Consider the following 19,637-nt stretch of genomic DNA (forward strand, 5'->3'; position numbering starts at 1 on the left):
CTTAATACTGTTTAGGAAAACTTATTCGTTGCCAGCGGCATCGTAGATGGCCTGTAGGTCTTCGATGAGGAGATCGATATCCGCATCTACATCACGATCCGGTTCCTGGCCCAGCAGAGTCCAGAATTCATTGTAGCGATCGTTGGCTTCTTGCGGGCTGGGCATGTAGCTTTCGTGGTTGGGGTTGTCAGCGTAGGCCATCGAATCCACCACAACTTGCCAGTTAATGGTATCGCCATCAGCAATTGATTCAGCGAAAGTTGTGAAGTAGGTGTCCTGCAGGCTCAGGCGAGCGGGCATACCACCGTACATTTTGGTCATCTCTTCCGCATTTTCACCGAGGAAGAATTTCAAAACTTCCCAGGCGGCTTCTGGATTATCGCTAGATTTCATGATACCAAAGGTGTCGGCATGCATTTTAGCGGTTGGCCCACCGGTAAACTCGTTTGCTGGCATAGCGGCAAGGTTCCAAGTGAAGTCGATGTTGCCGATGCAGCAGCCGTGGTACCAGAGATGGGTGTGGGACATGGCCACGTTGCCAGACTCAAAGCCGTTACCGGCAATGATGTCGGACGCATCGTAAATGCCGTTGGGGTAGAAGACTTCGTTCCACTGTGCATCGTAGAACCATTTGGCAGCGTCACGCCAATGATCCGGCACCTGCGCATTCCCACTATCATCTACCAGGGAGCCAGGGCCAAACAGGGTGGCAACGCCGCGGAAGTCGGTCCATTGTTCATAGTAACCGAACTGCACAATGTTGTCTGTGTCGAAGTCGGGGCTGGTGGCATCATTGCCATTGGCATCAACCGTTAGCAGCAGAGCTACGTCGCGCAAGGCATCCAGATCCCATGGAACCTCTTCACCATCAGCGTTGACGTAGGGTGCGCCGTATTCCATTGGCGGGTATTCCAGACCCGCTTCATCAAAGAGGTCATAATTTACAGACAGGAATGAGGGGAAGATGGCAAATGGCAAGCCGAGCTGGCCTTCGGCTGCATCAACATAGAATTCAACCAGAGCCGGATCAAAATCGCTTAGGTCATAATTTTCTGCATCGATCAGTGGCTGGAGGTCAAGCCAGGCACCGCGGAAGAAGTCACGACCACGAATGCCAACGGGACCTACGATGTCGGGGGCGTTGCCAGCAGCAATTTGCGTGGCCAGAGTGGCATATGCCTGGTCAGCATCTACAATTTCCAGCACCAGTTCAATGTCATCTTGGCTGGCGTTGAAGTCAGCAACAACTTGCTCTTGTGGCTCGAACATTGGCTCATCAGAACCTGCGCCTAAACCAACAAACCAGCGAACCTGTTGACGGTCGCCGGTTGATTCTTCAGCCATCTCTTCATCTTCTTCAGCAGCGTCTTCGGCCGGGGTATCTGCTTCGGCTGCGGTTGTGTCTTCAGCAGACGTATCTGCTTCTTCCGCCTCGCCGCCGCCGCAAGCAAATAGTAGCAGACTGAGTGCTGCTAAAAGAATGATATGTAAAAACCGTATGTTTTTCATTTTCTCTCCTCCGAGGATTGTTTAGGTTTTTGTGGATAAAAATTTGGTGACAAGCCTGAGGAAGGCTTGTGCAAAACTAGGGTGGCTAAATCTGAATTGCTTAAACCTATCTAATAAGCACCTCCTCTCTTGCTCGCTTAACAACTTGTTTGGACTGATCTTGTTAGGACTGGTTTGATTTCAATGCAAATCAGATGAGTCCTCAAGAAAATTGTTAAAAGTGATGCTTGTTATGATGAAAACACTTTCTTGGTTTGTGGCTTATTTCGATATTTTCTTGAAAGCGTTTTCAGAATAGTAATCTATTTGCTTTTATTTGTCAATATAAACAAGCAAATTAGCTCCCATGTGTGAAAGGTATACAATGTGACTGCGCCTTATTTATTGAGTGGCCCTTATTTTCCTTCTTGGTTTTGAAAGCGTTTTCAGGTACGATAATACCAACCGAGGTCATTTATAATGAGTTGTTGAGGTGATTTTTATGGCTGAAAGAAGGATTACCATTGAGGATATTGCCCAGAAGGCAAACGTTTCAATCAGTACAGTTTCGCGGGTACTTCGCAAATCCAGTGGCGTAACAGCCCCTAAGCGGGAAGCCGTATTGCAAGCTGTGGCAGATCTGGATTATCGGCCAAATGTGTTTGCCCAAAGCCTGGCTAGTGGGCAATCCATGACGATTGGGGTGATTACGCAAAATTTTGGCAGTCCTTTTTATGATGGCATTTTGGCAGGAATTTTGCAGGGGTTGGAAAATTCTGATTATTCAGCACTATTTGCGGACGGCCGTTGGGACAGGGCTATTGAGCGACGAGCCTTAGAAACCTTTACTGACCGGCGTGTCGATGGCCTGATTTTTGTTGGGGGCCAGCTTTCTGAAGCATTTTTGGCCGAGGTTGGACAAAAAATTCCTACTGTTGTCGTGGCTAGAGAATTGGTATCCATCAATAGCAACTGCATTTTCGCTGACAATTTCAAGGCTGCTTATGAATTAACGAATTACCTGATTGAGGCAGGCCATCGTAACATTGCCCATATCACAGCCAAAATGCATTATCAGGAAGCAGTAACTGATGTGGAACAGCGGCTTCGGGGTTATAAACAAGCATTGGTAGATGCAGGCTTGTCCCCAAACCCGCGCCTGATTGTAGAAGGAAATTTGCAGGAGCAATCTGGTGCTTTGGCAATAGAAATGCTGCTGATGGAAAAACAAACATTTTCGGCAATCTTTGCTGCCAATGATGCCATGGCTTTAGGTGCTCGGCTGGGACTGTACCGGCGCGGGTTTCGTGTGCCAGATGATGTTTCTTTGGTTGGTTTTGATGATGAAGTAGCAGCCGCTTTTATGGTTCCGCCTTTAACTACCGTGCGCCAACCCGCCATTGCAATGGGAAAGGCTACGGCCACGGCCGTTCTTGATTTAATCAATGGCAAAACGGTGACAAATAAGATTTTTGAGAGTCAGCTCATTGTTCGGGAATCTGTGGCTCGGATTCGGTAAATTCGTTTATGGTGTAGCTTCGGGGGAGATTGAGAAATTTGTAAAAAAAGAGGTGCTATTGTCTTCAAAGATCAATAGCACCTCTTTTATTTTGAGCTTTTTACTATTTAATGCAGGACAGGTTGTGTAACAGCAGGACGAAATTTGTAACCGTACACAATCATGCCTTCTTCGCCGTCCGTACGTAGCTTGCGGGTAACCATTTCTACGGGCATCCCAATACTCAATTCACTTTCAGCCACGTCGGTAAGTTGGGCAGTAATGATGGGGCCTTCTTCCAATTTAACCAGCGCGACGGTGTACGGCGCGTTGTGTTCAAAACCTGCCGGGGCATCGTAGATAGTGGTGAATGAGTAGATTTCACCATGGCCAGTAAATGTGTACAGTTTATATGCGGGTGCTTTGCATTCCAGGCAAACGTCACGCGGTGGAAATAGCTTAACACCGCAGGTATCGCACGTTTCGCCTACTAATTTGTATCGTTGTTCTTGTAATCGCCAATGGCGTGAAACTTCCATTATTTTGTCTCCCTAATACATTATCAGGATTCATACGGCCGTTTGCGCCGTTTGTCACAATCTATTATGGCTAAAACACCTCTCATTCCCTGTCAGCCACGCTAAAAACACTGTCAAAAGCTATCAAAAGGGGAGTATCCAGAGAAAAATGGGTGACCGATCGCTATTTACTGACTCACCGATTACTCAGAATGTGCGTAACGGCCGTTGCCCCACTGCCCCCTAAATTTTGCGCCATACCAATTTTGGCGTTAGGGATTTGGTTGTCGCCTGCCTGACCGCGTAGCTGACGTGCTACTTCCACAATTTGGTACATGCCCGTCGCGCCACCGGGATTACCGCGTGCTTTGAGTCCACCAAAGGTGCTGATGGGAATACGGCCGTTCCGACCAATCTCCATATCCCGTGCCAACTGCCATCCCTCACCGGGCGCGGCAAAACCAGCTGCCTCCAACGACAGGGTGGCCATGACGGTGAATGAATCGTGCAGTTCAAAGAGGTCAATGTCGTCGTGGCTGACGCCCGCAGCTTTCATTGCTTTTTGGGCACTGATTTCGGCGGCGCGCAGATGCAGCATATTTTTGCGGTCGTGCAAGGCCAGCGTGTCGGTAGCCAAGGCCGAGCCAGCAATGCGGACGGGCTGGGGCACCATATCCTGCGCGCGTTCGTGGCGCGTGATGATGACCGCCGCTGAGCCGTCACCGCTGGGTGCGGCATCGAACAGGCTTACGGGCGTAGCAACCGGCGGTGCATTGCCAAACCGTTCCGCCTTCAAGCGATTGCGATACATCGCCAACGGATTGTCTGCACCGTTGGTGTGGGCGTTCACGCTGAAATTGGCAAAATCTTCTACAGCTAATCCATATTCGTGCATGTAACGGCGCATTAATAGCGCGCCCATGCCTGCTACAGTAAGCCCGTGAATGGCTTCATAGTCTGCGTCGAGGGTGCTGGCGAGAACGGCCGTTACCGGACTCCCCACCTGATCCGTCATCTTCTCGACGCCAACGACCAGCGCGGTTTCAACCAGGCCGCTTTTTACGGCCAAGACAGCCTGACGCAAGGCGGCACCGCCAGAAGCATCAGCCGCTTCCACCGTCACTGCTTCAATACCGCGCATCCCGGCAAAGTCAGCCACCAATGCGCCCAGATGCATCTGATTACTGAGTTTTCCAGTGGCCATATTGCCTACAAACAGGGCATCTACTTTGCTCACGTGGGCATCGTCTAATGCTGCCTCGATGGCATACCATGCCAAATGGCGAATCGAGGTGCTCCACATTTCTTTTACTTCGGTTTGGCCCAGGCCAATGATTGATACGTCGTTCATAAGGTGGTTTTTCCCTCCCCCTAGCCCCCTCCCGAGGGGGCTAGGGGGAGGGCTAGGGAGGGGGTCAAAACTAGCTCAACTTCAGCTTGTCTCGATATCGCGTGTACGTTGCGTAATTAATTTCCGTGCGGCGGCTGATATATTCTTCGGTCGTGGTGGCGCGATTTTGCGCTTCGGGCAGCTTGTCGGTCACTTCGATGTCGAAGGCGTCGGAGCCAGCACCAGAGCCGTAGCTCACCATCAGGATGCGGTCGCCCGGTTCGGCAATGTCCAAAATGGCGGTGAGGCCAATCATGGTAGAGCCAGAGTAGGTGTTGCCAATGCGCGGACTAAGCAGGCCGGGTTTGATTTGCTCTGGCGTGAAGCCGAGGCTTTTGCCCACACGCTGTGGAAATTTGGCGTTGGGCTGGTGGAACACAGCCCAATCATAATCGGCCGAGGTCGTGCCCAGTGAGTCCATCAGCATTTCGGCCGCGCCTGTGACGTGCTTGAAGTAGGCAGGTTCACCTGTGAACCGGTCACCATGAGAGGGATATTCTGCATGGGCACGCCGCCAAAAGTCTGGCGTGTCCGTCACGAAGGAGTAGGAGCCGTTGATGATGGCAACTGATTCATCGCCTGGACCCAGCAAAACGGCCGCACCGCCAGCCGCCGCCGTATACTCCAACGCATCACCAGGGCGGCCCTGGGCAGTGTCCATGCCAATGCTAAAGGCATAACGTGCCATACCAGACCCAACAAAGCCAATTGCGGCTTGCATTGCTTCGGTGCCTGCTTTGCAGGCAAACTCCCAGTCGCCAGCCATGGTGTTGGGCACGGCACCAATTGCCTCGGCAACGATGGTGCTGCTGGGCTTCACAGCGTAGGGATGACTTTCGCTGCCTACCCAGACGGCACGAATTTCTTGTGGGTTGATACGGCCGCGCATCAGTGCGTTTCTGGCCGCTTCAATCGACATGGTAATCACGTCTTCGTCCAGCCCGTTGACCGCTTTTTCTACGATGGGCGTGCCGCCCGTGCCGTTCGTCCACATTTTGGAGACCTCGCTGGCGGGCAGACGGTAGCGGGGTACATAGGCTCCATACCCCACAATGCCCACCGGGCGGTCTGGTTTCATGAGTCCATCTTGAGGTTTGTATTCGCTCATTTTTTACCTCGGAGAGGTAACTGGTAATTAGGAATTCGGCAATTTTATTAACTGCTCAATTACCCAATTACTCAATTACATTTTTCTTCATTTCGTCTAAAAGTTGCGCCGCGCGATCCACGTGAATCCGCCGTTCGGAGACGAGTTGATCGGCCACTTGTTGGATAAGTTCTTCAGGTGCGCCTGCGGCCATAGCCACCTGCCGGGCGTGGAGGGCCATGTGTCCTTTTTGGATGCCCACGGTGGCCAGGGCGTTGATGGCGGCCAGGTTTTGCGCCAGCCCGACGGCGGCCATTACTTGGGCCAGTTCGGGCGCGGAGTTCACGTCTAAGATTTTCATAGCGACACGAGCAGTGGGATGCACTTTGGTGGCGCCGCCCACCATGCCCACAGCCATCGGCAGCGTAATTTCGCCGTAGAGATCACCGTTTTCGTCTACGTGCCAGTCGGTGAGGGATTGGTAACGGCCGTCCCTTGCTGCAAAGGCATGAGCACCCGCTTCCACAGCCCGCCAATCGTTGCCCGTGGCGATGCAGACGGCGTCAATGCCGTTCATGATGCCTTTGTTGTGCGTCGCAGCCCGGTACGGGTCTACAATGGCAAAGGCGTTGGCTTCTTCGATGAGCTTGGCCACTTCTTGGCCGCTGCGGTCTTTGGTGGCAAGCTGGTCGGCGGGGATGGTGCAGCGGGCGGTGGCGGTGCGCTGGTCGGCCAGGTTGGAGAGGATGCGTAGGCTGGTACGGCCGTTTGTCAAATCAGCAATCTTCGGAGCCAGTGATTCCAGCGCAGTGTTAATCGCGTTGGCGCCCATCGCGTCCCGCGTGTCGAAGTGCAGGTGAACGATGAGCATGGGGCCGACGGGGGTGTTGGGGAACGGCCGTGCCACAATGTCTTGCGCCCCACCGCCCAGGCTCACAATCACCTTGTCGCAGCAGTTGGCCGTTTCCAGCAGGCTGGCTTTGTTGGCTTCAATAGCGGCAATGGCGGCGTCCATGTCGGGGATGTCCAGCACCTGAATCTGGCCAATCATCACGGGGTCGGTAGCGGAGGTTTGGAAGCCACCCCCGGCGCGAATCTTCTTGGCTGCGTTGCTCACGGCGGCGACGACGCTGGGCTCTTCTACCGCCATAGGGATAAGGTAATCACGGCCGTTGATCTGAAAGTTGGCGGCGACGCCGAGCGGCAGGGCAAAGGTGCCCAGCGTGTTTTCGATCATTTTGTCGGCTAGTTCGTTGGTTAGCCCTTGTTCGTTGAGAACGGCCGCTTCGTCACTGTCCAATCCCGCCCAGTCGGCAATGATTTGTATGCGTTCGGCTAACGGCCGTTTATAAAACCCTGGTAGTCGTGATGATTTTGAACCCACTTGTTTCTCCTTGTGTTTGTTGCGCGATGTAGACTTCAAAAGTCTTAACCATCTTTGGTGGTGGGGAAGTTGTCTAATAGACTTTTGAAGTCTTGTGCGGGACGGCCGTTTGCCAGCGAGGCGCGTTTGGCCGCCACCGCCCCGAAATATACAGGCGAAACACTGTCAAAAGCTGTCACGAGAGGAATTGAGGGACGAAATGAGGAGGATTTAAGGAAACATTACCCGTTTTGTTTTTGGGGCTTTGTGAGGAAGAGTGCCGCAATGCCTAACAGGAACGGCATGATGGCAGAAACAAATAGCACCGTGTTGTAACTGCCCATCGTATCCCGACCAACGCCGAAGATGAGTGGGCCAAAGGCGGTACCAGCGACCCCGATGGGGGTTGCCAGACCGGTAATGCTGCCCAAATGACGACGACCGAAATAGGTGGCCCAGATGACGCTGCCAACAATGCGAGACAGGCCGCTGGTTCCCCCCAACACCATGCCGTACAAAAAGGCAATTTCTACGGTAGACAAATATGGAACCATCACTAGGCAAATGGCTTGCAGCAAAAGCGCAGTCGCCAATAAAAAGCGGGGAGCCACGCGATCCATCAGATAGCCGCCAACGAGGTTTACCAGGGCGGTGGTGACGGCAATGGGCACATAAACCGAAGCCGCTACGTCGGCGGATAGCTGGTTGTCGTCGAAGATGCTGATCATGTGAAAGAACAAGCCGGTAGACAGCATGGCAATGGAAGCAATGCCCAGCGAGATGTTCCAGAATGCGCCTGTGCGAATGACCTCGCTGACTGTCCAATTTTCTTCGCTGGGGGTGAGGGTGGGAACGGCCGTTTCCACTAAGCTATCTTTTACAGGTTCAGCCAAGCCATCGGGCTGCAATCCATACAGTTCTGGCCGTTCTCGGAAGAAAATTGCGCCCACCGGCGCCATAAAAAGCAGCAGGATGCCGCCCAAAATCATGTAGGTGGTGCGCCAACTGTAAATAGGAATGAGCCAATTGATTAAATTGGGGAAAAGTCCCAAGCCCAGCAGCGCAAAAAGCAGACCTGCCAAGCCCATGATCATGCCGCGCCGCCGCACCCACCACTGGTTGATAACGTTTTGGCTCACAACCGAGAGGCTGCCCTGCCCCAACATGCGAATGGCCACAAAGCCAAGACCTAGCATGATGGCATTCTGCACAAATCCCATATAGATGCAGGCGAGGCCAAAGCCGACGGAGATGAGCAGCACCATCAGGCGGTGGCCGCGCTGGTCAATTTGCCGCCCGATGAAGGGGAGGGCAAAGCTGCCCGTGAGTGTGCCCACCGTGTAGAGGGAGCTTACCAGCGAGCGGCTGAGGCTCAGGTCGTGAATGAAATGCTCGATAAAGATGGAGACGGCATAGGTTTGGCCAGGGCTGGTCATGGTGAGGCCAATCGTGCCCACGGCAAAGATGATCCAGCCGTAAAAGATGGGCGATTTTTGGACGAGAGGGTCGGTTTGTGGGGGAACGGCCGTTGCTGGCACGTTTTCTGTTATTTCGGCGGGGCTTGGGGCAGCTTGTGATGGGTGTTCGCGAATTTTAGACATAGCCGCCCATCATACGCGGGTTTGGCCAGATAGCCTATAGCAGTTTTGTTTGAAGCAGATGTGGCAGCGGTGGTTTTTAGGGGGCACGTAGCGGGAGGAAGCTGGTAACCCCCTCCCGCTTTGGCTGCTTGTTAACGAGTGATGGTCAATCCATCGATGCTGCTGCTGAATCCGGCGGCGGCGGCGTCCCAGAAAAGCGAATAGCTGCATGAAGTATTGCTGCCTAGCTCAATTGGCGTGCAAACGAAGATGTCGTTGGCGTCGCCGCTGATGGTGCCAGCGGTGAAGGCTCCACTGCTGGTCAGGTAGATGTCGGCAGCGGCGGCGTCTTGCCAGCCTCCGGTAATGTCTTCACTGCTTGCGCTGAGGTCGGCGGTGCTGCCGTTGAAGTAAATGGACCAGTCGCCGCTGCTACTTTCGCCAAAGGTGGCGTTATCTAGCACCAAAAGCTGCTGATCAGAGGCGGTGATCGTACCTATACTGCCATTACCTTTGATGCTGATGAGCAAACGGCCGTCTGCTGTCCAGCCAATTGCATCCACATCTTCCCCCGCCGAGGTTAAGCCCACATCGGAGCCATCCAAAAACCATTCAAAGCTGCCTGCGGTGGTTTCGCCTAGGCTGGTGGGCACAAAGCGGACAATATCGGAATCATCCACATCGGCTAATGTGCCGATGGTTTGGGCACGCATGAAGCTCATGAGGATAGAGCCATCATCTTGCAGCAGAAAGCTGTCCAAATTATTGAGGCCGATGCCCATATCGGAGCCATCGAAGTGCATTGACCAGACGCCGGTACTGGTGTCGTAGGCAATAATGTCTTCTGATGAGAAAGAGACGCTGCCCGCCGTGCCGCTGCCGGTGGCACTGAGGTAGATAATCTCACTACCTGATGGCGGTGAGGTGCTGGTGGCGGTGGGAACGGCCGTATTTGTCGGCGTAGCGGTAGGCAGGGTGTTGGTTGCTGTGGCTGTGGGACCAGGTGTGGCCGTGTTGGTTGGGGACGGGGTGCTGGTGGGAACGGCTGTATTGGTCGCTGTCGGTGTGCTGCTGGGCGTGGCTGTTGGTCCTGCGGTGGCGACAATGACCAACTGCGGTGGATTGGCTGCTTCGCGGCTGTCAAAGGTGAGTCTATTGGTGTCGGCGGAGCTAATCATGAAGCTGTACAGGCCATCTCCGATAACATAGCTGGTCACATCAATTTCTACCCAACTGCCAGCAGAAACGGGCGTTGCGCTGCCAATTTGTGCGCCGGGTGTGGGAGCGTTGTTGTAAGTGAGCATACTTTCTTGCCAATTGCTGTCGCTCACGGCCGCCACGTCTAGCCCGATACTGCTGCTGGTTCCGGCAAAAAGCCGTAAGGTGGCACTACTGACGTTGCTTGCCCCCTGAACATCGAAGCGTAAATAGCTGTTGATTGTCGGCAAAGCGTCCGTCGCCAAAATACCCGTGCCGCCAAAAATGTTGCCAGGCCGATTGCTCACCGCTGCCGCATCCGCCACGGCGATGAAGGTGAGATCGCCGCCGGGGTTGGGCGTGGCTGTAGGTGGAACGGCCGTTGGCGTGGCGGTACTGCCTGGATTGTTGATGGTCATAAAGACGCTGGCCGTATCACTGCCGCCGTTGCCGTCGCTGATGGTGTAGGTGAAGCTGTCTGAGGTGGTGGCGGAACCGTTGTGGTTATAGGTGACAGTGCTACCGTTATGCGTGACGCTGCCGCTGCTGCCTTGGGTAACGGCCGTAACTTGCAAACTGTCCTGGTTGGCATCACTGTCGTTGGCCAGAACGTTAATTTGCACAGAGCCGCCCGTGGGGACACTGGCGTTATCATTGTTGGCTGTTGGGGGAATGTTGCCCTGGTTTCCTTGGATGGTGTAGCTGTACGCGATGTCCAAATTGCTATAGCCACCCTGCGTTTCCCCGTTCAAAAAGGCGCGTACGTACTCAATTGTGGTACTGCTTGGTCCTACGGTAACGCGCAGATGGCCCGAGTTATTCACCAGATCGGCATTGTTATAATAGTTACCATCCTCCAGCCAGCCTGTACCGTAGCTGGGATCAGATGGCTGTGGCACCAGCTGGTAAACGATGCCGTCCAGCTCCTCGTAGGCAAACAGATGGTCGTGACCGTGGAAAAAGACGTCTACGCCGTTGGCCACCATCAAATCGTGAACCGGCATGGGCCAGGACGGCCGTCTCACGTTAAACCCATAGCTGCCGTTGGCATTGTTGCCGCCCCACTCAAAGTAATGGGCTGCCTCCACGCCGCCGCGCGGAAACAGCTCATCCGGCGGGCCGCTGGTGCTGTGGTGCGAAAAGACAAATTTATAGGTGGCGTTGCTTTGCTCCAGCGTATCTCTCAACCAAAAATATTGATTGTCGCCCAATGTCCAATCCCAGCCGTCGCCACTCCCCTGACCTAGATCAGAGCCGCCGTCGTTGTCGTGCGGTTTGGAGGTAGTGTGCCAGAACGGGTCTAGCACCATAAATAGCGCGTCCCCCCATTCAAAAGCAAAGTAGCTTTCGCGCAGGCCATCGCCGGAGATGCCTTCACTACTCCAGTTGTCGGTATCGCCACTGTAAAAATGATTGGGGACGGGGTTGGGTATGTACAGTTTTCGTACGTTGGTTCCCATTACAGCCTGATTGTTTGGCGTGCCGTCACGAAACCAGCCTTCTTCATTTTCCACGTTGCTCAGGGCCATGAACACTGGTACTGAACCATTCAGCAGCCCGAGTGCCTGCCGCTGCTGCAGATAGCCGCTGACAATGCTAGATTGTGAGGGGCCAACCCGGACAAAGTCGCCCAGGTCGATCAAGAAGTCTGGCTGATCCAGCGTTTGGTTGACCAACGTTTGAAAATACATGGTTTGGTCGCCCAGCACCGGCTGTCCCAGGTGAGAATCTGCCTGAATATTGAAGGTGAAGATTTCGCCAGCCGCACGTTGGGTATGGAAGGTACCTTCGGGGCGGGGGACAAAGCTACCGCTGCTCAATTCACGGTACATAAGGCGATAGTAGTAACGGGTGTTTGGCTGAAGTCCAGTTATTTCCAGCTCGGCTGGTACGTTGGCTGTGGAGAAGATGCTCCCTGTCTGCTGAGTCAGATTGCCAGAAATTGTGCCATATTCCAAAAACATCTCCAGTGGCTGATCGGCAAGAATGTTGATGAGAACAGAGCGATCGGTAGGGCGACCGAGTAGCTCTGTGGCGGTGAATGAAAGGGCGCGGACTTGTTTGAATGAGACGGTGAAGAGGACGGCCGTTACGAGCAGCAACAATACGCCAGCCATCCAGCGGAACCTGCTCACTTTCGTGACGGAACGGGAAGGGGTACGTTGTTTGTTCAAAAGATCTCCTCGCTCCCCCACGCAACAAGGAACGACGGGCAGAAAAGTATTCAATTGGGTTGATCTAGTACGACTCTAGCAAGGATTGCACGTTGTATGAATCAACTTGGCAGCGATGTGTCGCCCATTTTAGGCGAAAGGAGGGTCAAAGTGCAAATTTTTTATAAAAATTTGGGCGTGCGGGTGGAAACGGCCGTAAAAAAAGCTGGCCACCTTCATGACCAGCTTCAAAATAGTTTGTGCGTTTACTAACTACTGCATCAGCTCCCATAGCTTGCTGGGGCTGAGGGGGATTTCGCGGATTTCGATTTGGTGGTTGAGCGCATCTTCCACCGCCTGAGCAAAGAGCGGCCCGGTGGGAATGGCACCCGCCTCGCCTGCGCCTTTGATCCCCAGCGGATTGAGCGGCGAGGGGGTGGTTTCATGGTCAATTTCTACGTTGGGCACGTCTAGCGAGGTGGGCAACAGGTAATCCATAAAAGAGCCAGTGAGGAGTTGCCCCTGCTCGTTGTAAATGATTTGCTCGTAAAAAGCGTTGCCGATGCCCTGGGCCACGCCCCCCTGAATTTGCCCATCCAAAATAAGCGGATTGATCACCTCGCCGCAGTCATGCACCACCACGTAGCGCAAAATTTGCACGTCCATCGTGTCGGGATCTACTTCCACAATCATGGCGTGGATGCCGCTGGCAGTAGCGCCATACTCCGGGCCAAAGTAGTTGGTGGCTTCCAGGCCGGGTTCGGTGCCGGGCTTCACTGCTCCGCGCATCGGGTTGGCCTGCTGCGCCAGGTCACCCAGCGGGATGGCGCGGTCCGGCACGCCTTTGACCTGCACTTTGCCATCGCCCAGTTCCAAATCGTCCTCGGCCACTTCCAGCAGGTCGCTGGCCAGCTTCAGGATTTTTTGGCGCACGTCGCGGGCGGCTTCGTTAATGGCACTGCCCGCCACGACCGCGCCCCGGCTGGCAAAGGTGCCTGCACCCCAGTGGAACTGGTCGGTATCGCCCGTCACCAAATCCACATCAGTCACGTCCACACCCACCTGATCGGCGACGATTTGGGCAAAGCTGGTGAAGTGACCTTGCCCTTGCGTACCGATGCCGGTTGCGACGCTGACGCGGCCGCTGCTGGTCACCTGCACCCGCGCCCCCTCGTAAGGGCCAATGCCTGTTCCCTCAACATAAGCAACCAATCCCAGACCCAACAGTCGCCCTTCGGCACGGGCTTGCGGCTGGATGTTTTGGTAAAAGTCATCGTAGCCAATCATTTGCAACGCTTTGTCGAGGGCGGGTTCGTAGTTGCCGCTGTCGTATTTGAGCGGGGCAAAGTCCTGGAAGATGATTTCGTTGTTATAGGGGAATTTTTCGGGCGGGATGAAGTTGCGGCGGCGGATTTCGGCTTTGTCTATGCCCAGTTCGCGGGCGGCGATGTCTAGCAGTCGCTCCACGACAAAGACGCCATGCTGCCGCCCTGCGCCCCGGTAGGGAGTGACGATGGTTTTGGTGGTGAAGACGGCCGTAAATTCCGAATAATAGTTCTCGATGTCGTACGGCCCCAGCAGGGTGCATTGGCTGTTCAGGGGCACGGTGAGGCCGTAGGGAGCGTAGGCACCCTGATCGTGCAGAAAAACATCATGGACGCCGAGGAGACGGCCGTCTTTGCTGAACGCCGCTTCAACCGTGTGGGTTTGGTTACGTTCGTGCGTGGTGGCTACAAAGTTCTCAGAGCGATCTTCAATCCATTTGACCGGACGATCCAGCTTCATCGCCGCCCAGGGAACCAGCACTTCTTCCTGGTAAAACATCATGATTTTGGGGCCAAAGCCGCCGCCGATGAAGGGGGCGATGACGCGCACCTGATTTTCTGAGAGCCCGAGCAGCGCGGCCATGCCGTTGCGCACAAAGACCGGGGCTTGGGTCGTGTCCCACATCGTCAGCCGCTGGGCGCGGCGGTCCCACTGCGCCACCACGCCCCGGTTTTCCATGGCGGCGGCGATACCGTGGTCGTACTCAAACTCGCGCTGGATGATGTGGTCGGCCTTTGCTTTGGCAGCTTCATAGCTTCCTTTTTGCTGCACTACGTGGGCAGAGATGTTGTTGCCGACGTCTTCATGCACCAGCGCAGAGTCTGGCTCAAGCGCAGCGGCCAAATCCACCACGGCATCCAGCGGCTCGATGTCGGCAAAGATGAGGTCGGTGGCGTCTTCGGCAATGTAGCGGCTCTCGGCGACGACCATGGCGATCGGTTCGCCGACAAAGCGCACTTTGTCTTTGGCCAGCGGCACCTGGGTACGCTCGTTGAACACAATGTCTTTGACAGGCGGTGGCGGCACAAGCAGCGGCCCCGGCTGCCAATAGTCGCCTAAATCATCGGCGGTGTATACGGCAACCACGCCTTCCATTTCTTGGGCCATGGAGGTGTCTATGCTTTGGATACGGCCGTGTGCATACGGGCTACGATAAAAGGCGGCATGGAGCATGTCTGGCAGGTTCACATCATCGGTGAACAATGCCTGCCCGGTAAGCAGGCGGGGGTCTTCGTTTCGCTTGATTCGTTCGCCAAAGAATTGTGTGCCAGCCATGGGAGCCTCCAATTGTGGGTGAATTTTGTCTATTTTAACCAGCAATCCGGTTTTTGGCATTGAAATTAGCGGTAAAGTAACGATACGGCCGTAAACTACCTACCACCAAAGCACTGGAAACAACAAATCGTATTGGTAAGTTATCCAGATCCAGTCGCTGGGGGTAGCCCCGTGTCCTTGGGAGGGACGAGGGGACTCTACATCAGGTAGAGTCCCTTCAGACTTTGCTTTTATGCTTGTTTATCGATAACCAGAATGAGAAAGTAAAATGGTAAGGAAATTAGGCCAAGTAAAAGAACAGTTTTAGGCTTTTCAGAAATAAGTTAGCGATTTGATAAGCAGTGTTTAGAGAAATATGTTTTCAAGGAGGAAAGCAAATGGTAGTTGAATCGGAAGTGGTTGAAGTGGTTACTGAATGGCAAAAGCGAAAAAGTTCTTTAATTGAAGCAATTGATGCTGTGAAAAGGGCTGTTGACTCACAAAATTCGGCAGGAGAATATCGTTATGAAGTCGTCTCAAAATTATCTGAATTGTTATTACATCTGAAAACATTTGGAGAAGGTCATTTCAATTATTTTCATGATTTGTTTGTAGATCCAAGCAAAGAATCAAAAGATTATCCCCCAGAATACGTCTATTCTCTTATTTTGGATCAAATATCATTTGATCTGACAGTGATTGAGCAGGCAGCCAATCAACGCCTTTCTCAATCTCCAAAACTTTATAACACGCTAAAAAAAGCGGATGGGATGGCAAAGTTGGCGTTGGCACCGGCGTTCAACGATTTTGAGCTTGGGGACACAATCTTTATTACCTATTTTCAAAAAAGTGCGTCCATCCGAGTGATTCCTTATGCTTCGGTTGCCTTAATTGGTATTCCTTACACTACTCTCACGGAGAGTAGAGACTTTTTAGCTATTCCGCATGAAGTTGGGCATTATCTTTATTGGCGGGGAGAAGTAAACGGCCGTAGTTTACAGCAAGTGCTTACTCAAGCGGTGTCCAAAAACACAGACTGGTTTGACTGGTTAGAAGAAATCTTTGCCGATGTGTTTGGTTGTCTTGTTGCTGGGCCCGTTATTGCTCTGAGCTTTCAGGATTTGCAATTACGTCGTACGCCTGCCGATTTCATTGAAGATGATGGTGAACATCCGGTGCCAATTTTAAGACCCAATATTTATACTCAGGTTTTGAAAGAGTTTTTCGGAAATAATTGGGGTAGTAACCTCGATTTAAGATGGAATGGGGATGGCACATCCACTGGAAAAGGGAAACGGCACAAACGAGCCGAAAATAATGAGCTCAAATTCCGAGACAAGCAAGACCAGCGTGTTAACAAGCCTGTTAATGAGATTGTCTCGACCCGGGCTGCATCCAAAGACAGAGACTCGACAGGTAAATCCATCGATATCATGGTCGATAAAATTCTCGCGACTTTGAGCAGTAAAAATGCTGATAAATTGCCCCCAAGAAGTGCCCAGGATGCATGGTGGTTAACTTATTTGCGAACAGCAAACTCAGTTGAGACGTTGTATAACGAGTTTGCTAGCCAGGTTCAAAATTATTCTGCGGAAGAAGTAACGCTTGGGTCTTTAAACCCTAAAACTTTTAATGAGCTATTGCCAGGCTGGGTGGCACTGGGCAAACAACTAAGGAACCCGCAAAGGAACCCGGAATGGCTTCCAATTTTGCATGCGGGCGGGTGGGTAACCCGTGGCCCGATTTGCGAGGGTTCGGGAACTTGTGACTAAAATCATATAAATTCAAATAGAGCACACGGACTGTTTCTAGTCTATTACAAGTTAGGCTCCCAATTTTTGTGTGACTTTGTTGATGAGTCCTTGGTGCTCTATTTGTTTTGCAATTTCCAATGTGTTTTGCCAGGCTTCTATTGCCTCAGTTCGTTGATCCAACTGATTGTGCCAATAACCAATGTTGTAATATGTGATAGCCAGTTCAGTTAAATCGCCTAAATTCTCCAAAATCTGTAAACATTCGTTTCCGGTTGCGATAGCAGCTTCATAATTCTCTTGCTGCTGTTTTAGCTTGGCAATAAAGCCAAGAATGATAGCTTGTGAGCGTCTATCTCCGATTCGCTCTAGTAAAGCTAGGCTCTCTGTTGCACTGGTAGTGGCCTGTTCAAAATTACCCTGAGCTAGTTCCACACGGGAGAAACTATAGAGCGCGGCAGCTAATTCGCCTTGGTCGTGAAGTTCATGGCACAAGTCCAAAATTTGATCGCAATATACTTCTAATGATTGAAGGGAACGTGGTTGCTGATTGTGAAGTGCTAATTCTACATCAATCATTAAGCGGACTGCTTGAACAATGCCCAGTTTGTTGCTCGCCTTTTGCTGCATAGATACGACTTTATGAATTAGTTTGTGCGCCTCTTCGTATTGCCATTGACGATGCAGAATCCTTGCACGTGCTTCCATATCTTTTGCCAACCCTGTTTCATCCTGCAATGACTCTCTGATTTGCAAACTGAGATCAAGAAAGTGATTGGCATCATCATACTGGGATTGATCATGGGCAATTCGCGCCAGGCTAGAGTAGGCATTGGCAACGCCAAGGAGTTCTGCAAGTTGCTTATATGTTGCTAAAGCGTAGTTAAATGATTCCCTGGCTTTAGCAAAATCACCTTGTTCGGCACAAGCATAGCCCCAGCGTAGCCAGTTATCGGCTAATTTCTTCTGATCTTGTTGTTTTGTAGCTGCTTTATAAGTCCAGGCAAAGGCCTGCCGTGCCTGGGTAAAACGGCCGCGTGCAAACCAGGCGTCGTTCAAGGCATCGGCAAAATCAATGACGGTTTGGTGGAGTTGGTGAGTGTGGGCAGCTTCCATGGCGGCCATGAGGTTGTCCCATTCGGGGCGGAGAGCGTCGTAGTCGGTTTGGTATTGTTGGGCAAATTGCAGATAGTAGTAGGCGAAACGGCCGTTCACCTCCCCCTCCACATCCTCCCTCAACTGCTCACGCGCAAAATCGGCCAGCAAGGGATGTAGCTGGTAGCGCGTTTGCCCTTCTTCGCGCAGCAAGGAGAGTGCGACCAGGGCATACAGCTTGTCTTCCAGCAAATAGGCGTCCATTTCAGCAATGTGGGCCACCGCTTCGGCCGCGAAAGAGCGTCCGGCGAACAGGCCCAGCAGGGCAAAGACACGCTTCAGGTCACGATCTAGCGTCTCCCAACTGAGGGCAAAGGAGGCACACACCTCGCGATCGCTGATGGTAAGCAGCGAGAGCCGCTCTTTTTCGTCGCGCAGTCGTGCGGCCCAATCGGCCAGCTTGCGGCGCGGGCGGGATTTGAGCCGCTGGGCGGTAATCTCCACCGCCAAGGGCAGGTTGGCTAGCTCATCGCAGATGGCGGCGGCAGCCTCTGGCTCTGTGGCGACCCGCGCCTCACCCAAAATGCGGCGGAAGAGTAAACGGCCGTTCTCCGACGACAGCTCTTGCAAGGACCAAACCTGAGCATTCAATACCCTGGCCAAATCCTGATCACGCATTGTTAACAATACGCGACAATTGGGGCCGGAAGGTAGCAACGGCCGTATCCGTGCCGCACTTCTCACATCATCCAGCACCAGCAGGACGCGCTTGTCGGCCAACGCACTGCGGAACGCCGCCGCCATGCTTTCCACATCCCCCACGGCAGAAAAATCATAGCCGTACAGCTGTGCCCAGCTTTCCAAAACCGACATCGGCTCGCTGGTAGCGGCGTTGGCCCACAGCACGCCATCGGGGAAGTGACCCTGTAGCTGGGCGGCAATTTGGGCGGCCAGGGTACTTTTGCCTACACCTCCCATGCCGACGATGGCCTGAACGGCCGTCACCTCATCTGATTGCAACGTTTGGACGATGGCTTGCTGCTGGCTAGCCCGGCCAACAAAATGGGGAATGCTTGCCGGAACCTGAAACGGGGGCGGCCATGGTTTGGGCGCAGGCGACGGCACGATGGCCAGATGAGGCAGCAAATCATCCAGCTCTTCGGCACGTATTTTTTGGTAAAGTGCGACGGTTTCGCTGGCAGGCTCCACACCTAGCTCTTTATCCAGCAGGGCGGCGCACGTTTCGTACTGCGCTAATGCAGCCGTCCGCTGCCCGCTTACTGCCAGCAGCAGCATGAGCTGCCGGTGCGCTTCTTCCATCCACGGTTCCAGCTGCAACAGGCGGTTCAGCGTTTCGATGCCTGCGTTAAACTGCTGTGCTTCCGTTTGCATGGCCGACAGTCGGTACAAGCCGTCTAGGGCTAGCTGTCGATAATGCTCCTGCTGCAAGCGTACCCACTCTTCAAAAAGCGGGGCGTCGCGCAGGTTGAAATCGTCTAAAAAGGGGCCGCGATATAAGTCGGTTGCCTGCTTTAGTTCATCTATTGAGAGTTCTTTTTGTTTGAGGGTGGTTTCAAATTCGGTGACGTCTAGCCAGTACGGCCGTTCCTTGTTAAATGCCAACGTGCGTCGCTGGATAACTAAATGGTCTGCCAATTCATCCTTCATGCGGCTGAGAGCAACCCGCAAATTGCGCCGGGCTTTCTCCTCATCCATCTCGCTCCATAGCAGCCCAGCTAATGCTTGCCGCGAGTGCGGCTGCCCGGTAAAAGCCAAATAACACAGCAACGCCTGTGATTTGCGCGCCACTAATCCTGGCAGGGGCTGACCACCTTGTTGAATGTGTAGTTTGCCGAGTACCGAAATATTCAACGTCGTCATGGTGCGGTGCTTACAGAAGCCGAAAGCTAAAACAGGGAACTTGATAGAGGTGTTGA

The 19,637-nt window shown here is 53.2% G+C and carries 13 protein-coding genes; 3 read left to right on the plus strand and 10 right to left on the minus strand.

The window, feature by feature from the left end:
* Positions 1–21: 21 nt before the first annotated feature.
* Positions 22–1,509, minus strand: a complete 1,488-nt coding sequence (locus ACOQPU_RS20035) for an ABC transporter substrate-binding protein (RefSeq protein WP_420641613.1) — start codon at positions 1,507–1,509, stop codon at positions 22–24.
* Positions 1,510–1,990: 481 nt separating this feature from the next.
* On the opposite strand from ACOQPU_RS20035, the gene ACOQPU_RS20040 reads away from it, so the two are divergent.
* Entirely contained in the window at positions 1,991–3,007 is a 1,017-nt protein-coding gene (locus tag ACOQPU_RS20040) for a LacI family DNA-binding transcriptional regulator (RefSeq protein WP_420641614.1), read from the plus strand.
* A 107-nt stretch (positions 3,008–3,114) separates the two neighbouring features.
* Here the strand turns inward: ACOQPU_RS20040 and ACOQPU_RS20045 are convergent, their stop codons facing one another.
* The 7 genes from ACOQPU_RS20045 to ACOQPU_RS20075 all read right to left on the minus strand — a co-directional run bounded on the left by ACOQPU_RS20045 (position 3,115) and on the right by ACOQPU_RS20075 (position 12,295).
* Positions 3,115–3,525: a Zn-ribbon domain-containing OB-fold protein gene (locus ACOQPU_RS20045; protein WP_420641615.1), complete on the minus strand. Its 411-nt coding sequence runs from the start codon at positions 3,523–3,525 to the stop codon at positions 3,115–3,117.
* 175 nt (positions 3,526–3,700) lie between these two features.
* The gene (locus tag ACOQPU_RS20050) at positions 3,701–4,855 is read right to left on the minus strand and encodes a thiolase domain-containing protein (protein ID WP_420641616.1); all 1,155 of its coding nucleotides are present in this window, start codon (positions 4,853–4,855) and stop codon (positions 3,701–3,703) included.
* 70 nt (positions 4,856–4,925) lie between these two features.
* Positions 4,926–6,002 (minus strand): hydroxymethylglutaryl-CoA synthase, encoded by a 1,077-nt coding sequence (locus ACOQPU_RS20055; RefSeq protein WP_420641617.1) that lies wholly within the window; start codon positions 6,000–6,002, stop codon positions 4,926–4,928.
* A 67-nt stretch (positions 6,003–6,069) separates the two neighbouring features.
* Complete coding sequence (locus ACOQPU_RS20060; RefSeq protein WP_420641618.1) at positions 6,070–7,404, minus strand: hydroxymethylglutaryl-CoA reductase, degradative; 1,335 nt, start codon at positions 7,402–7,404, stop codon at positions 6,070–6,072.
* 5 nt (positions 7,405–7,409) lie between these two features.
* Positions 7,410–7,544, minus strand: coding sequence for a hypothetical protein (locus ACOQPU_RS20065; RefSeq protein ID WP_420641619.1), 135 nt, complete (start codon positions 7,542–7,544; stop codon positions 7,410–7,412).
* A gap of 42 nt (positions 7,545–7,586) precedes the next feature.
* Entirely contained in the window at positions 7,587–8,945 is a 1,359-nt protein-coding gene (locus tag ACOQPU_RS20070; RefSeq protein WP_420641620.1) for an MFS transporter, read from the minus strand.
* A gap of 131 nt (positions 8,946–9,076) precedes the next feature.
* A complete protein-coding gene (locus ACOQPU_RS20075) occupies positions 9,077–12,295 on the minus strand; it encodes a DUF7594 domain-containing protein (RefSeq protein ID WP_420641621.1) in 3,219 nt (1,072 codons plus the stop codon).
* 96 nt (positions 12,296–12,391) lie between these two features.
* On the opposite strand from ACOQPU_RS20075, the gene ACOQPU_RS20080 reads away from it, so the two are divergent.
* Positions 12,392–12,547, plus strand: a complete 156-nt coding sequence (locus tag ACOQPU_RS20080; protein WP_420641622.1) for a hypothetical protein — start codon at positions 12,392–12,394, stop codon at positions 12,545–12,547.
* On the opposite strand, the gene cutA is transcribed toward ACOQPU_RS20080, so the two are convergent.
* On the minus strand, positions 12,548–14,875 hold the full coding sequence (gene cutA / locus ACOQPU_RS20085) for an aerobic carbon-monoxide dehydrogenase large subunit (RefSeq protein WP_420641623.1): 2,328 nt from the start codon (positions 14,873–14,875) through the stop codon (positions 12,548–12,550). It abuts the gene before it with no gap.
* A gap of 377 nt (positions 14,876–15,252) precedes the next feature.
* Here cutA and ACOQPU_RS20090 point away from each other — a divergent pair, with 377 nt between their 5' ends.
* Positions 15,253–16,626 carry a hypothetical protein gene (locus tag ACOQPU_RS20090; protein ID WP_420641624.1) on the plus strand — a complete coding sequence of 458 codons (1,374 nt, stop codon included), beginning with the start codon at positions 15,253–15,255 and terminating at the stop codon, positions 16,624–16,626.
* Between the two features lie 51 nt (positions 16,627–16,677).
* On the opposite strand, the gene ACOQPU_RS20095 is transcribed toward ACOQPU_RS20090, so the two are convergent.
* Positions 16,678–19,581, minus strand: coding sequence for a BTAD domain-containing putative transcriptional regulator (locus ACOQPU_RS20095; protein WP_420641625.1), 2,904 nt, complete (start codon positions 19,579–19,581; stop codon positions 16,678–16,680).
* Positions 19,582–19,637 lie beyond the last annotated feature (56 nt).

This window comes from Candidatus Leptofilum sp. (assembly GCF_965223285.1).
Classification (GTDB): Bacteria; Chloroflexota; Anaerolineae; order Promineifilales; family Promineifilaceae; genus Leptofilum.

Excerpts from the sequence above, each read along its gene's own strand:
- ACOQPU_RS20035 (WP_420641613.1), bottom strand. The coding sequence starts at position 1,509 with ATGAAAAACATACGGTTTTTACATATCATTCTTTTAGCAGCACTCAGT.
- ACOQPU_RS20040 (WP_420641614.1), top strand. The coding sequence starts at position 1,991 with ATGGCTGAAAGAAGGATTACCATTGAGGATATTGCCCAGAAGGCAAAC.
- ACOQPU_RS20045 (WP_420641615.1), bottom strand. The coding sequence starts at position 3,525 with ATGGAAGTTTCACGCCATTGGCGATTACAAGAACAACGATACAAATTA.
- ACOQPU_RS20050 (WP_420641616.1), bottom strand. The coding sequence starts at position 4,855 with ATGAACGACGTATCAATCATTGGCCTGGGCCAAACCGAAGTAAAAGAA.
- ACOQPU_RS20055 (WP_420641617.1), bottom strand. The coding sequence starts at position 6,002 with ATGAGCGAATACAAACCTCAAGATGGACTCATGAAACCAGACCGCCCG.
- ACOQPU_RS20070 (WP_420641620.1), bottom strand. The coding sequence starts at position 8,945 with ATGTCTAAAATTCGCGAACACCCATCACAAGCTGCCCCAAGCCCCGCC.
- ACOQPU_RS20080 (WP_420641622.1), top strand. The coding sequence starts at position 12,392 with ATGAATCAACTTGGCAGCGATGTGTCGCCCATTTTAGGCGAAAGGAGG.
- cutA (WP_420641623.1), bottom strand. The coding sequence starts at position 14,875 with ATGGCTGGCACACAATTCTTTGGCGAACGAATCAAGCGAAACGAAGAC.
- ACOQPU_RS20090 (WP_420641624.1), top strand. The coding sequence starts at position 15,253 with ATGGTAGTTGAATCGGAAGTGGTTGAAGTGGTTACTGAATGGCAAAAG.
- ACOQPU_RS20095 (WP_420641625.1), bottom strand. The coding sequence starts at position 19,581 with ATGACGACGTTGAATATTTCGGTACTCGGCAAACTACACATTCAACAA.